This window comes from Helicobacter apodemus (genome assembly GCF_000765745.2).
Lineage (GTDB): Bacteria > Campylobacterota > Campylobacteria > Campylobacterales > Helicobacteraceae > Helicobacter_D > Helicobacter_D apodemus.
The window spans coordinates 53355-67604 of the sequence record NZ_JRPC02000009.1; the positions used below are offsets into that span (position 1 = coordinate 53355).

Annotated in this window: 13 protein-coding genes; 9 read left to right on the forward strand and 4 right to left on the reverse strand. The window is 34.1% G+C overall.

The window, feature by feature from the left end; translation table 11 throughout:
* Positions 1-59: 59 nt before the first annotated feature.
* Genes guaA through LS72_RS04475 form a run of 8 tightly spaced genes read left to right on the forward strand, consistent with a single transcriptional unit; the run spans position 60 to position 11324 of the window.
* Positions 60-3578, forward strand: coding sequence for a glutamine-hydrolyzing GMP synthase (guaA, locus tag LS72_RS11360; RefSeq protein ID WP_238700703.1), 3519 nt, complete (start codon positions 60-62; stop codon positions 3576-3578).
* A gap of 5 nt (positions 3579-3583) precedes the next feature.
* On the forward strand, positions 3584-4414 hold the full coding sequence (locus LS72_RS04445; protein WP_034553596.1) for a type II restriction endonuclease: 831 nt from the start codon (positions 3584-3586) through the stop codon (positions 4412-4414).
* On the forward strand, positions 4411-5328 hold the full coding sequence (locus tag LS72_RS04450; RefSeq protein WP_081953899.1) for a DNA-methyltransferase: 918 nt from the start codon (positions 4411-4413) through the stop codon (positions 5326-5328). Before LS72_RS04445 ends, LS72_RS04450 begins: the two co-directional genes overlap by 4 nt.
* 3 nt (positions 5329-5331) lie before the next feature.
* Positions 5332-5964, forward strand: a complete 633-nt coding sequence (locus tag LS72_RS04455) for a hypothetical protein (protein WP_034553597.1) — start codon at positions 5332-5334, stop codon at positions 5962-5964.
* Positions 5924-7216 carry a GMP synthase (glutamine-hydrolyzing) gene (locus LS72_RS04460; RefSeq protein WP_238700705.1) on the forward strand — a complete coding sequence of 431 codons (1293 nt, stop codon included), beginning with the start codon at positions 5924-5926 and terminating at the stop codon, positions 7214-7216. Before LS72_RS04455 ends, LS72_RS04460 begins: the two co-directional genes overlap by 41 nt.
* Before the next feature lie 2 nt (positions 7217-7218).
* Entirely contained in the window at positions 7219-8805 is a 1587-nt protein-coding gene (locus tag LS72_RS04465) for a DNA methyltransferase (protein WP_034553600.1), read from the forward strand.
* Positions 8786-10567 carry an AIPR family protein gene (locus tag LS72_RS04470; protein WP_034553602.1) on the forward strand — a complete coding sequence of 594 codons (1782 nt, stop codon included), beginning with the start codon at positions 8786-8788 and terminating at the stop codon, positions 10565-10567. Before LS72_RS04465 ends, LS72_RS04470 begins: the two co-directional genes overlap by 20 nt.
* Complete coding sequence (locus LS72_RS04475) at positions 10554-11324, forward strand: TdeIII family type II restriction endonuclease (protein ID WP_034553604.1); 771 nt, start codon at positions 10554-10556, stop codon at positions 11322-11324. Before LS72_RS04470 ends, LS72_RS04475 begins: the two co-directional genes overlap by 14 nt.
* Positions 11325-11374: 50 nt before the next feature.
* Here LS72_RS04475 and LS72_RS04480 read toward each other — a convergent pair whose 3' ends face one another.
* The 3 genes from LS72_RS04480 to LS72_RS04490 all read right to left on the reverse strand — a co-directional run bounded on the left by LS72_RS04480 (position 11375) and on the right by LS72_RS04490 (position 12521).
* A complete protein-coding gene (locus tag LS72_RS04480) occupies positions 11375-11779 on the reverse strand; it encodes a hypothetical protein (RefSeq protein WP_052087267.1) in 405 nt (134 codons plus the stop codon).
* A gap of 5 nt (positions 11780-11784) precedes the next feature.
* On the reverse strand, positions 11785-12102 hold the full coding sequence (locus LS72_RS04485; protein WP_052087268.1) for an MATE family efflux transporter: 318 nt from the start codon (positions 12100-12102) through the stop codon (positions 11785-11787).
* A gap of 203 nt (positions 12103-12305) precedes the next feature.
* Complete coding sequence (locus LS72_RS04490; protein WP_238700706.1) at positions 12306-12521, reverse strand: hypothetical protein; 216 nt, start codon at positions 12519-12521, stop codon at positions 12306-12308.
* Between the two features lie 296 nt (positions 12522-12817).
* Between LS72_RS04490 and LS72_RS04495 the strand changes: the two genes are divergently transcribed.
* Positions 12818-13540, forward strand: coding sequence for an XRE family transcriptional regulator (locus LS72_RS04495; protein ID WP_138155097.1), 723 nt, complete (start codon positions 12818-12820; stop codon positions 13538-13540).
* 249 nt (positions 13541-13789) lie between these two features.
* Here the strand turns inward: LS72_RS04495 and LS72_RS04500 are convergent, their stop codons facing one another.
* Positions 13790-14023: a hypothetical protein gene (locus LS72_RS04500; RefSeq protein WP_194145549.1), complete on the reverse strand. Its 234-nt coding sequence runs from the start codon at positions 14021-14023 to the stop codon at positions 13790-13792.
* Positions 14024-14250: the final 227 nt, after the last annotated feature.

Genomic DNA, 14250 nt, shown 5'->3' on the forward strand with positions numbered 1-14250 from the left:
TCTTAAGTTATAAGTTAATCTTAAATAAGATTCTCCATAAATTTTCATTAGGGATTTTTATGAATAATTTACAAATTTTAGTGCTAGATTTTGGCTCTCAATACACACAGCTTATCGCAAGGCGTTTGCGTGAATATGGCGTTTATACCGAGATTGTCCCTTATTTTGAAAAGCTAGATTCTATCAAAGCTAAGAATCCTAAAGGTATTATCCTAAGCGGAGGACCTGCAAGCGTGTATGAAAAAGACGCCTACAAGCCTGATTCTAAGATTTTCACGCTTGGAATTCCAATTTTGGGAATCTGCTATGGTATGCAGCTTATTGCTCAACATTTTGGTGGGCGCGTGATGAGGGCAGAAGCACAAGAGTTTGGCAAGGCGGTGTTAGAGATAAAAGATAAAGCAAATAGGCTTTTTAAAGGAGTGAAGCAAGATTCTATCGTATGGATGAGCCACGCAGATAAGGTGGAATCTATCCCGCAAGGCTTTGTAGAGCTTGCAAAATCGGGTAACACGCACTATTGTGCTATTGCGGATTACAAGTGCAAGATTTATGCCTTGCAGTTTCACCCCGAAGTTGTACATAGCGAGTGTGGGGGGCAGATGTTGCGTAATTTTGCAGTGGGGATTTGTGGTGCGGATACAAGTTGGAATATGCGAAACTTTGCACAAAATGAAATTGTAAAATTGCGCCAAATCGTGTATGGAAGTGGGGTTAGGCAATGTGTGAATCCTGCTTTTAAAACCATAAAAGAAGCTTTTAAAGAAATAGGCAAAGCACAAGTGATAAAAAAGCTTCTTAAAATTTGGGAAGATTCTGTAAGAGCCACGCAAGAAGTGAGTGAGGAATTTATCACCCATAGACGTAAAGAGATAGAAAAAGATTATATTGCAAAGGCAGAGGAAATACTGATATGCACGACAACAGAGGAGTGGCTAGGCTTTATTGCGGTGCAAAAAAATGAAATTACTTTGCTTTTTATCGCTCCGCAATATTTTGGCAAAGGGATTGGCAAAGCATTACTTAAAGAGACTTTGAATCGGCATTTATACCCATTTGAAAAAATCAAACTTAATAGTCGTAAGCAAGCCATCTCTTATTATAGTAAACTAGGTTTTTACAAAGCAGGAGAACCCTTTTGCGTTGGAAATTATCGGGAGATTATGCTAACGCCTATGGAGGTAGCAAGGGAGGACTTAGAGTGTGCCTTGGAATCCCTAAGGGATTCTTTGCATTTTATCACCTTTGTAGAAGCCTTTAAGCACATTGGTAAAGCACAAGCCATAGAAAGGCTTGTTGAAATCTGGGAGCAGGGCGCAAGAGTCACCCACAAAGATTTAAGCGAAGATGAAATCGCGGATATGAGGGAGGAGATACGAGAGGCTGTTTTAGAATCCAAAATTCTACTGATAGTGCAAAAAAATGGGGAATGGTTAGGCTTTATTGCAGTAGAAAAAAATGAAATTGCAATGCTTTTTGTTGCGCCGAGTGCCTTTAAAAGTGGGGTGGGTAAAGCTCTGCTGCAAGAAGCATTTACGCGATATTTAGGCAAATATAAAGTGATAAAGGTAGCAAGTTTAGAGTGGGCTTTGGGATTCTATCAAGCTTTAGGATTTGCAAAAACAGGAGAGAAACCTATCCCCGCAGGGAGTGCAGGTGCATTTTCACCCGAGCTTATCCCACTAAATATTACGAGTGAGAGTTTGCAAAAGTCTTTAGGGCTTGAGGCGCAAGATTCAAATGAGGGCGTGCGTGAAAAGGTGCGTTGCCCTTGGGCGACCGATAAGGACGAGGCGGCACGCAAACTCTATGAAAACTATCACGATTATGAGTGGGGCGAACCACTCCACGAGGATAAGAAACTCTTTGAATTTTTGATTTTAGAGGGTTTTCAAGCGGGGCTTAGTTGGATTACAATCCTTAAAAAGCGTGAGGCTTTTAGGGCGGCATTTGATGACTTTGATTACCATAAAATCGCCGCTTATGATGAGGGTAAAATAGAATCTCTAATGCAGCACAAGGGGATTATTAGGAATCGTGCCAAAATAGAATCTGCGATTTCTAATGCTAAGGCATTTATGGCGGTGCAAAGGGAGTTTAGAAGCTTTGATAGGTATATTTGGGGCTTTGTGGGAGGTAAGCCTATCGTCAATACCTTTGAGAGTATCGCGGATTTACCCGCTTCCACGCCCCTTTCAGATACAATTGCTAAGGATTTGAAAAAGCGCGGATTTAAGTTTGTTGGTACTACGATTGTCTATGCGTTTATGCAGGCGGTGGGAATGGTGAATGACCACCTTACCTCGTGCTTTAAGCGCAATTCGTCTTTGGGTATGCAATGCGATAAGGTTTTGGATTTTTCGCAAGGCATGGACACCAAGTCCGCTAACCTTACAAAAAATCCAAAAAATTTACACAGCCACACCGCAAACACTAGAATTGTGGATTCTCAACATACAGAATCTAGCGACACTAAAGGGCAAAATCATTTAGAATCTGGTGCAGATTCAGGTTCGGCAGTATCAAGAGATTATCAAGAGCAAGATAACATTGAGGCGGAAGCAGTTGAGATGAGAAAGGGTGGCTTTCAAGGCGGAGGCGAAGGGAGTTTATTAGACATAAATGACCAAGCCGACAACTCAGAATCTGCTCTTTATCGCTCAAATGCAACGCTTTCTAAGGTTTTGTGTGCAGTGAGTGGGGGGGTAGATTCTAGCGTTGTCGCGACGTTGCTCCACCGCGCAATAGGGGGTGACCTTATTCCGGTGTTTGTGGATACTGGGCTTTTGCGCAAAGGCGAGAGAGAGGCAGTAGAGAAAATGTTTAGAGAAAACCTCAAAGTGCCACTAATCACTGCGGACGCTAGTGCGTTGTTTTTAAGCCGCCTTAAAGGTGTGATTGAGCCAGAGAAAAAGCGTAAAATCATCGGTGAGACCTTTATTGAAGTTTTTGAAAAAGAGGCAAAAAAGCACAATACCAAAGGCGAGATAAAATTCCTCGCACAAGGCACACTTTATCCTGATGTGATAGAATCTGTGAGCGTCAAAGGTCCATCTAAGACGATAAAAAGCCACCATAATGTCGGCGGACTGCCGGAGTGGATGAAGTTTGAGCTGATTGAGCCATTACGAGAGCTATTTAAAGATGAAGTGAGGGCGTTAGGGCGAGAGCTAGGAATGCCTGAATCTATGCTAATGCGCCACCCATTCCCGGGACCAGGACTAGCCATACGCATTATGGGAGAGGTGAATAAGGCGGATTTGGATTTGCTGCGTGAGGCGGATTCTATCTTTATAGAGGAACTGCAAAAACAAGGGTATTATGATAAAGTATGGCAGGCGTTTTGTGTGCTGCTCAATGTGCGGAGCGTGGGTGTAATGGGCGATAATCGCACTTATGATAATACAATTTGTGTGCGTGCGGTGGAAGCGATTGATGGAATGACAGCGACTTTTGCGCATTTGCCCCACGATTTTTTAGAATCTGTAAGTAATAGAATCGTCAATGAAGTAGAGGGCATTAACCGCGTGGTGTATGATATAACTTCTAAACCCCCGGGCACGATTGAGTGGGAGTGAGTGGAATGATAAATACTTTACCCTTTGATAAATTTTTACAGACTCTTCAAACAAGCAATAGAACTTTGGATTTTTTTGTAGATTGGCAAAAATGTCTCAAAAATAAAAATGAGATAAGCATAGCTTTAAATCATTTGAATTTTTTACTTGGAAAAGATACACAAGAGCTAAAAATTTATATTAAAAGCCTTTTTGAAGAATATCCCAAAGCTTTTAGTGTTTTAAATATTCTCATTGCTGTGAGAGATAGAAATGATTTGGTGCTTGATGTTGATGGTAATTTTTACCCTTTAAATTCTTATTTTGAAAATTGTGAAAAAATTTATGAGTTCATTTGTCAAACAGGTTTGGAGCAAATTTTTTGCAATAGAAATATTAAAGATTTAAATGATTTCGTTTTTGGTATAGAAGTTGGGCTTGATAGTAATGCGAGAAAAAATCGTAGCGGAAAGGCTATGGAAACTTATCTTGGCAGTCTTTTTGCTAATGCTCAATTAAGTTTCGAAGAACAAGTTGATATTAGAAATTTTAAGGATTTACACCAAGCTTTTGGAGATGATATTAAAAAGTTTGATTTTGTTATTTTTGGCAAAGATACAAATTATTTTATAGAATCTAACTTTTATGCAGGTGGTGGAAGTAAGCTTAATGAAGTAGCGAGAGCCTATCAAGATTTAGCTCCAAAATTTGAAATATTTTCAAATTATGAATTTATTTGGATAACTGATGGCAAAGGTTGGTTGAGTGCCAAAAACAAACTTCAAGAAGCTTATAAATATGTAGAAATCTATAATTTAAGCAATATAGGTAATTTTATACAAAAGGTTAGAAAATGAAAACACCATATTCTAGCAAAGTTTTTCACCCTATTTTTATGAGTGAAGATAAACTTTTTAAGCTTTATCAAGGAGATTGTAATGAGATTTTGCCTCAATTTGAAAATAAATTTGATCTAATTTTTGCTGATCCTCCCTATTTTCTCTCCAATGATGGTTTAAGCATACAAAGTGGAAAAATTGTAAGTGTGAATAAGGGCGAATGGGATAAGGGAGAAAATATCAGTGATATTGATGAATTTAATTTACAATGGATAAGCAATGCAAAAAAAGCTTTAAAAAATACGGGGAGTATTTTAATTAGCGGAACTTATCACAATATTTTTTCTTTAGGTGGCATCTTGCAAAAACTTGATTTTAAAATTTTAAATATCATCACTTGGCAAAAGACAAATCCTCCTCCAAATTTTAGTTGTCGTTATCTCACACATTCAACAGAACAAATCATTTGGGCAAGAAAAAGCCCTAAACATAAACATATTTTTAATTATGAAATTTTAAAAAAACTTAATGGAGACAAACAAATGCGTGATGTGTGGAGTTTTCCAGCCATTGCACCTTGGGAGAAAAGCTTTGGCAAACATCCAACACAAAAGCCTCTAGCCCTTTTGGTACGATTGCTTTTAATGGCAAGCGACAGAGATTCTGTTGTTTGCGATCCTTTTAGTGGAAGCTCTACCACAGGAATAGCCGCTAATCTTTTAAATAGGAGATTTATTGGCATAGAAAAAGAAAATGAGTTTATAAAAATATCAATGAATAGAAAGATAGAGTTAGAAAAAAATATTGAGACAATAAAAAATAAAATTAATGACTTAAGGTTTTTAGAAAGTGTGGGCTTATTTGCAATAAATATTAACCGCGTAGTGTATGATATAACTTCTAAACCCCCGGGCACGATTGAGTGGGAGTAGGAAATGAGTGAAAATAAAACTACATTGCCCAATCTATTAAATAAAATGGTAGATTTTTTGAGAAAACAGAACTTACAATTAAGTAGTCAAAGTCGCGATGGGCGGATAAATTCAGCTTTTAATGAAGATGAAATCTTTAGACTTTTAGAAGCAAATTTTACTATAAACCGCCCAAATATGCGTGATTGGATAGATTTTAGCTTTTATGAAAATGATGTGTTTTATCCTGTAAATATTAAAGTTAGCACAACAAAAACAACCGATAATCTCAACTGCAAACTTGGAATCTATTACGCTTTAACAGGCAAAATTCCACCTTTTAATAATGGCGTAAGCTGGGAAGTGTATTTTAAAACTTTGAGTGAGAACTTAGAATCAAATAGCAAAGATTATTATTTTTTAATAGTAAATAAAGATACTCCTAGCGATGTATTTGCTACTTCGCTCAAAAGTTTAGAATCTATTTTGCCAAATGGTAATAATCTCCCCTTTCAAGCAAAATGGGACAATAATCGCAAACTGATAAATAGAGATTTTGAAAGTGCAAAAGCCTTTTTGCTTGGAACTTTTGAGGAATCTTTAAAGCTTCGGGCTGATGCTTATTTGCATTTTAGGACATATTTTTATGAATCTTGATGTAGTAAATTTGGGACAAGTTTTTACTCCACCGCATATTGTAAGTGATATGTTAGCCCTTATCCAAAGCACAAAGAGGCTTTCTAATCCTAGATTCTTAGAGCCAAGTTGTGGCAATGGGGTATTTTTCCAAAATCTACCTAAAAATAAAGTAGGTATTGAGCTAGATTCTAGTGTAATTTGTGATAAAGCAGTTTTGCGGGAAGATTTTTTTGCTTATCCTGTCAATGAAAAATTTGATTGCATTATTGGGAATCCACCCTATGTGCGTTACCAAGACATTGCCACATCTACAAAAACGCTTCTTAAGCCTTATTCTAAACTTTTTGATTCTCGCTCAAATCTCTATCTTTTTTTCATCTATAAGTGTATTTTGCACTTGCAAGATGGAGGAGAGTTGATTTTTATTACACCACGAGACTTTTTAAAATCAACCTCAAGTGCGCGCTTAAATGAATTTTTGTTTCATCAAGGCAGTATCACGCATTTTATTGATTTGGGCGATAAAAAAATTTTTGACAATGTCCAGCCAAATTGTGCGATTTGGCGCTTTGAAAAGGATAATTTTACCCGTGAGACGCAGTGCTTAAGAGAATTTTCTTGCATAAATGGACAGCTATTTTTTACCAAAAAAGCCTATACAATTCCTTTTAAAGGTTTGTTTTTTGTCAAGGTTGGAGCAGTGAGTGGAGCGGATTCTATCTTTGCGAATGAAAAATGGGGTAATATGGATTTTGTTTGTTCACAAAGTGCTAAAAGTGGCAAAACGAGAAAAATGATTTATGGAATCTATGGTAAGGATTGTGCGTATTTGCAAGATTTTAAAGAACAACTTTTAAAGCGGAGGATTAAAAAATTTAATGAAAGCAATTGGTGGGAATGGGGCAGAGACTATTATAAAAGTGAGAATCCTAGAATCTATGTTAATACTAAAACGCGCAACAAGGAGCCTTTTTTCTTGCATTCATGTAATGTTTATGATGGTTCTGTTTTAGCAGTTTTTCCAAAGTTTGAGGTAGATTCTATAATGTTGAAAATGTTATGCGAAAAGCTTAATAATGTGGATTGGGAGGAGCTTGGATTTGTATGCGATGGGCGATTTTTGTTTTCACAACGAAGTCTAGAAAATGCAATGCTAGATTCTAACTTTTTAGAATTTACAAACAATAGAATCGTCAATGAAGTAGAGGGTGTTAACCGCGTGGTGTATGATATCACAAGCAAACCGCCGGGCACGATTGAGTGGGAGTAACAATGACACAAATCTTAAGTGATACTTTACTCACACCTAAACAAGCGAGTATCTGGGCAAGTGAATATTTAGGTAAAAAGGTAACGAGCAACAACATTATTTACCTTTTAAATTATGGAAAAATTGCCAATCACAGCACAGATTTAAAAGAAAATTTGATTGATAAAAATGAGCTTAAAATATATTATGATAGCACGATTAAATCGCAAAAACACTTAGAATCTCCGCTCTCGTTTGCACAATATAAAGAAGCAGAGACGACAAAGCATATCCACAGAATCCACCCCTATAAAGGCAAGTTTATCCCTCAACTTGTGGAGTATTTTTTAGATTCGCACACAGATTCTATCAAGCAAGAAACTTATTTTAAGCCCAATGATATTGTGCTAGATATTTTTGCAGGAAGTGGCACGACTTTATGTGTGGCAAATGAGCTAGGAATGAATGCGGTTGGGATTGATATTTCCATTTTTAATGCTTTACTTTGCAATTCTAAGGTTGCTAAATATGATTTAGAAGCCCTTGAATCTGAACTTCTAAGGCTTACAAACTGCTTAGAAAAACATACAAAGAATCTACAAATTAGCTCTTTTGAATCCGCTTTAAATGACGCTTTGAGCACATTTAATCAAACTTATTTTCCCAATAAAACCTTTAAACGTCAAGTTGCATTAAAACAAATTGATGAAAAGGCTTATGGAGAGGGAAAAGCACAGGAGTTTTTAAAAATTTATAATGATTTAGTGAAGCTTTATCATATCAACCTTAGCACAAAGGCGCAAGGAAGCTTTTTTGAAAAATGGTATGTGGATTCTATAAGGGAGGAGATTATTTTACTTAAAAATGAAATTGCAAAAGCCCCCAAAGTTTTACAAGATATTTTATGCATTATCCTAAGTCGCACAGCAAGAAGCACTCGCGCCACGACACACTCGGATTTAGCTACACTTTTAGAACCTATCACAGCAACTTATTATTGCAAAAAACACGGCAGAATCTGCAAACCACTCTTTAGCATTGCAAAATGGTGGAAAGCCTATGCTAAAGATGCTTTAAAGCGATTAAGAGAATTTGAATATTTGCGAAGTGAAACGAAGCAACTTTGCTTGAATGCAGATTCTATAAATGTAGATATTATCACTGCAGTGCAACAACAAGATAAGGCTTTTGCTCAACTTATCAAATCTCAAAAAATTGCTGGAATCTTTAGCTCTCCCCCTTATGTAGGACTGATTGATTACCACGAGCAACACGCTTATGCCTATGACATCTTTGATTTACCTCGCAAGGATAATTTAGAAATTGGCAAACTAAGTAATGGGCAAAGCAAGAGCGCACAAGAAAAATATATGCAAGGCATAGCACAAGCTTTAAAAAACGCTAAAAGATTTTTGAAAGAGGATTATAATATTTTTTTGGTTGCCAATGATAAATTTAATCTTTACCCAAAAATTGCAGAATTAGCGGGAATGCAAATTGTAAAAACCTACAATCGCCCTGTGCTTAATCGCAGTGAAAAAGATAAAAATAGGTATAATGAGAGTATATTTTATTTGAAGGAGAGGAAAAATGGAATCAAGAATCGTTAAACAGGCTAGAGAATTTTGCTCTAGCTTATTTCCAGAAATGAAATTATCCGAGTCTCAAGAGTTTGAAATTTTTTCTACGGCAATGCTTGCAACAACATTAGCCAACAAAGTAGATAATGAAATATTAAAAAATACTTGGCTCAATGATAATATATCTGGAATTGATGGTTTTTTTATTATTGTTGATAATGCATTGTATTCAGTTTCTAATTACAATATTCTTTTTGTAGAAGGAGTAAAATTTAAAAATGTAGAATTTTGTTTTGTCGAAACAAAAACTTCTAAAAGTGTTGATTCTAGTGCTATACTAAAATTTTATAATATTTTAGTATCTATTTTAGAAAAAAGTGATAATTGCCCACAATATATTGCTCAATGCATTAATGCTTTTGATGATGAATCTCAAAAGCAAAAAAATGCAACCTTAAAAGTTAATTTTTATTTTTGCACACAGAAAACAGAAAGTGATATTAGCAATTTAAAAAATAATTGGAAAGAAACAATAAGTAAAAATGAGGAAAAGATAGGGGAATTCATTGAAATTAAAACCCATTTAATAGGTAGTGAATTTATAAGAAAGATTTATGAAAGCAATAGAACAGGACAAGTTAGTATTTCTATCCCAAAGAATAATTTGATCTTTATATCTGATAAATGTTGTGTTGGCTATATTAATGCCTTATCTTTACTTCAATGCATTTCTTTTGAAGATGATGACCTTAAAGTCCTCAATAACAATGTTTTTGAAGATAATATTAGGTTATTTTTGGGAGATACAGATATTAATAAGAATATTCAAGAAACAGTACGAACAAAAGATGCCTTTTTCCACTTATACAACAATGGAATTACTATAATAAACTCTGAGCATAGAAATCACACAAATGATTGCACTTTTTATTCCATTAGGATTATTAATGGTTGTCAAACAATTAGCTCTTTATTTGAAATATATAAAGATAATGAAAATAATAAAACAATAGCAAATGTAATTCTGCCACTAAAATTAATTGAAGCTATAGATGAAGATGAAATAGAATTTATTGCAACAAGTGCAAATAGTCAAAATCAGATTGACACTTATCAACTTTTATCTAATAGAGAGTTTTTTAAGACACTTGAAAGCTATTTTCATAAAAATATCATTAATAATAAAGTTATTTTTTACAAAAGAAGAATAGGGCAGCAAAACAAACAAGGCTGTATCAATGTGGATTTACTCATAATTATGAGAGCATTAATGTCTTCAATTTTTCAAATTCCACATCGTGCTTCGGGATATTTTGATAGTACAATGAATAAGTATTTAGAAAGCCTTAAACAGCTTAACAAAGAATCCTATTGTAAATTAATTTATATTATTACATATTTATTTGTTTTTGTTGAAGATTATTTAAATGCTGTAGGCAAAAAAGACAAAACACATCTTCTTAAGCATCATATTACATTTATCATTTTTAAAATAATAAATGTTGGTATTGATATGGAAAAGCCTAAAAAAATGGGGGAAATTCCAGAGCATTGGGATAATGAAACAATAGATAAAATGTATAATAAATTAAAAAAATTAGTTTCCAATTCAAAAGAATTTGAACAAAATATAAATTGTATTCTTAAAAGTATCGAAAACACAAAATTAGATGTTTCAAATATCACAAAAACAAATCAAAAGATACTTTATTCACCAATTAATAAAGTAATTCCAGATTTTGATAATTTTTGTTCAAAACTATCACAGGAAATAATCAATGCAAAATCTTAAAAACAATATCAAAAATCGTCTGTTTCAAGCATTACGCAATAAGTTTGAAAATTATAAGCCCGAAACTTCTTCTATGCCCTTTCATACAAGACTATTAGGCAAAGATAGAATGGCACTTTATAGCTTTATTCAAAGCCTGAATACCAACTTTGGCACAAGTATCTTTGAGCCTGTGGCTGAAGAATTGGGTTTAAACCATTTTGACAATATTAGGCGTCAAATGGCAGTTGCAAATACAATTACCAAAGAAGCACAAAGAGTGATACAAGATATTATGGATTCTTTAGAAAGTGGCAATTCCAAACCCAACAAAAACGAGGAAATCGCTAGAATCTTGGCAGTTTCACAAAGTGGAGAAACAAGCATTATCAAACCTACAAAGGTGGATTTGTTTTTGCAGAAGGGCAATAATGTGTATTTAATTGATATTAAAACCGCTAAACCAAACAAGGGTGGATTTAAAGAATTTAAACGCACACTTTTAACTTGGGTAGCGTGTTTTGCGTATAATAATCCACATTGCAATATTCAATCACTTATAGCGATTCCTTACAATCCTTACGCGCCAAAACCTTATGAACGATGGACGATGGCAGGAATGCTAGATTTAGATTCTGAAATTAAAGTAGCAGAGGAATTTTGGGATTTTTTGGGTGGCAAGGGAAGTTATGAGCTAATTTTATCGGCTTTTGAAGAGGTTGGGTGTGAAATGAGAGAGGAAATTGATGAGTATTTTAAGAAATTTAATCAGCATTGATTCTGTGGGCAATAGAAATTATCAATAAATTTTTAAGATTCTTTCCTAGTTTAAGCAATTAGCAAACATACTATAGGGGACAAAAATGAACCACTTCCTAAGTAAAACCATAGAACTCTCAAATCACCTATATTACCTATTCTAAAAGTATTAGCACCGCTTAGCTTACCCGGATAAATCACAAATCCATTGAATTTCAAATATTCATATATACTCTTAAAAGTAAAATCTTTGAAATTAGGATAGCAAAAAGTGGTAATAATAGGAGAGCGATGGCATTTAGTGATATAGCACTCATAGCCTAGATTCTCCATACCATAGCTTAGGATTTCTTGTATTTGCTTATAGCGATTATAACGTGCTAATATCCCACCCTCTGTCTCAAGCTCTATTAATGTAAAGTCTTGATTTGTTGTCTCCGCAAAAAGTTCGACTAAACTTTCATTCCACAACATAATTACTATAAAAACCAAAAAGGCGATGCTAAAAATATAAAAATAGTAAAAGCAACGATGAAAGTATCTATATAAAGAATAACAGAGAGTGTCTCCACGCCGATTTCTCTTGAAAGCTTAAGTAATAAAAGGTTTGCGAAAATTGTTAAAATTGAACCTGAAATATTGCCTAAAAATTTAGAACTGCCATTGTAAAAAATATTTACAAGTGTTTTTAACTTAAAGAAAATCCTGCTAAATTTTAGCTCCACATTACCAAAAATAAAAGGCAAAAAGCCCAAAATTGTAGTCAAACTTAAGCCTATGCAAGTAGAAAGTGCCACAGAAAATAACCCCTAACCAAATACCACGATAAACAAATAATCCAAAAAGATATTGCAAAGTGCCATTAAAATGTTAATCAACATACTATACATATTTTCGCACAAATTCGCAAAGCATTATCTAGAATAATTTAAGCTGTCGCATAAACGAACAAAATCCTCTCCATTTTTATCCATATAAACCACAACGAAACCACCTACCATTACGCAACCTTAAATCCCTCTTTTTCTAGCATTTCCTTAAGTTCTTTGGCTCTGCCCCATTTACCTTTTGTAATGCCTTTGGATAAATCACATAACACGCTATAATCAGAATCACTAAGACCTTTAGCTTTACACCAAGTGCGCAACTTAAACCCCTTTTTAACCATTTGCTTAGTGAGACAAGTAGATTTTTTACGCATTTTCTTATCTTTCATAGCTATACCTTTACTTTTATGTTATAATCACACTTAACCACTCCACAAATGGAGTGGAAAAGATGATTTATAGCTCTAGTTTGAAAGAGATTCTTAACTTCCAAACTTTGAGCTTTACAACCACCTTTTTATACTTTAAAACTCGCATTTTAAAGCTCCAAAAGTGATATTCTTCCCACCCACCCAAACCACTTTTAGGTTTTTGTATTTTTGTGATACAATTCCCTTAAAAGTAATGTAATTATAGTGTAATATATGATTATTTTCAAGACTTATTATAGAATAAGGTGTATTTTATGAATATTTCTGAAAAAATCAAGGCAGGAAGAGAGAACAAAGGATGGACACAAGCGGAATTAGCAGCAAAGAGTAGAGTATCTTTAGATTCTATCAAAAGGTATGAATCAAAAAAAAATAGTAACATTACAATAGAAAATTTAATAAAGATTGCAGATGCCTTGGGCGTAGATTTAAATTTTTTTAGAAGTGATGAATTTGTTACCAAGTTGTTACTAAGTCCTGTTACTAAGTCACAAAAAGTTGTTACTAAGTTGTCTCTTAGTCAGCAAAATCCTGTCTCTCAATCCAAGAATTCTATACAAACCTTAAACGATGATATTGTATCCATTCCCTTTTACGAGGATATACAAGCAAGTGCAGGAAGAGGTGCATATAATGAGGCAGAAACAAGCCGTGTAATGACTTTTGGTAAGGACTTTTTGCGTGAGTATTTTGGGCTTATTTCTTTTAAAGATTTGTCTATTATTAGAAGTATAGGGGATTCTATGTATCCTACACTACCGCAGGATTGCTATGTTTTGGTGCAGAAAAAAGCAGTGAAAGAAAGCGAAATTTGCGTAACCCGCATTGATGATGAGCTATATATTAAACGCTTACAAAAACAACCAACAATAAGGCTTCTTAGCGATAATATGGCATATCAACCCATAGATTTAGAGGGTAAAAATTTTGAGATTATAGGCTGTATTGTAGGCTACTTCAAAAAAACCGCACTTTAAATGTTTCCTAGTTGTCCAGCAATTTTGTGATGTTTTGTGAAAAAATAGCCATTTTGTGAAAAAATCTAAACTTAATTTTCCATTTTAAATCGAAGTAATTTAAAGAACAAACTTCTATTTTATCGAACTTTAAAGCACTTCACTTTTAAAATTTGCACTTTGAAATAAAACTACCTCCTATAAATAAAATAAAATACAATAAATGATGTAAAGTAAATAAAAATACTTATAAACTGCCTTGCTTTTGCCTTAGAGGATTTGTGAATCTCTAGCAAATTTACCAAAAAAATACAAAGAAGAACGCATATATCGCCATAAAACGACAATAAAAACAATCACCAAAGAAATGCTAAAGAGAATTGAAACCTCCTTTGACTTGCCCTTACCTAAAGTAAGACTAATCCACACAGATGAACCAATAAAACCATATTTTGTAAGCGCAAAGCCAATAAAGCTAATAATGACAAAAGGCATAGATTCCATCAATAATATAATAAATAGAGAAAAATACGCTACTCACACAATTAGGCAACGCACAAGCAAATACAAAGAGTGTTTTGTAAAAATATTGGACATAGGATTCCTTTTGAGATTTCTAAAATTTAAATAAGAAAAATCAAAAGGCTAATGGAGGATTTGAGGAGCAAAAAGATAAGAAGAGAATTTACAAAGATATAAAGAAAGAATAATGCAAAAAAGATAGATAAAAA

Excerpts from the sequence above, each read along its gene's own strand:
- LS72_RS04490 (WP_238700706.1), bottom strand. The coding sequence starts at position 12,521 with ATGAAAGATAAGAAAATGCGTAAAAAATCTACTTGTCTCACTAAGCAA.
- LS72_RS04470 (WP_034553602.1), top strand. The coding sequence starts at position 8,786 with ATGGAATCAAGAATCGTTAAACAGGCTAGAGAATTTTGCTCTAGCTTA.
- LS72_RS04480 (WP_052087267.1), bottom strand. The coding sequence starts at position 11,779 with ATGTTGTGGAATGAAAGTTTAGTCGAACTTTTTGCGGAGACAACAAAT.
- LS72_RS04495 (WP_138155097.1), top strand. The coding sequence starts at position 12,818 with ATGAATATTTCTGAAAAAATCAAGGCAGGAAGAGAGAACAAAGGATGG.
- LS72_RS04450 (WP_081953899.1), top strand. The coding sequence starts at position 4,411 with ATGAAAACACCATATTCTAGCAAAGTTTTTCACCCTATTTTTATGAGT.
- guaA (WP_238700703.1), top strand. The coding sequence starts at position 60 with ATGAATAATTTACAAATTTTAGTGCTAGATTTTGGCTCTCAATACACA.
- LS72_RS04500 (WP_194145549.1), bottom strand. The coding sequence starts at position 14,023 with ATGGAATCTATGCCTTTTGTCATTATTAGCTTTATTGGCTTTGCGCTT.
- LS72_RS04445 (WP_034553596.1), top strand. The coding sequence starts at position 3,584 with ATGATAAATACTTTACCCTTTGATAAATTTTTACAGACTCTTCAAACA.
- LS72_RS04455 (WP_034553597.1), top strand. The coding sequence starts at position 5,332 with ATGAGTGAAAATAAAACTACATTGCCCAATCTATTAAATAAAATGGTA.
- LS72_RS04465 (WP_034553600.1), top strand. The coding sequence starts at position 7,219 with ATGACACAAATCTTAAGTGATACTTTACTCACACCTAAACAAGCGAGT.
- LS72_RS04475 (WP_034553604.1), top strand. The coding sequence starts at position 10,554 with ATGCAAAATCTTAAAAACAATATCAAAAATCGTCTGTTTCAAGCATTA.
- LS72_RS04460 (WP_238700705.1), top strand. The coding sequence starts at position 5,924 with ATGCTTATTTGCATTTTAGGACATATTTTTATGAATCTTGATGTAGTA.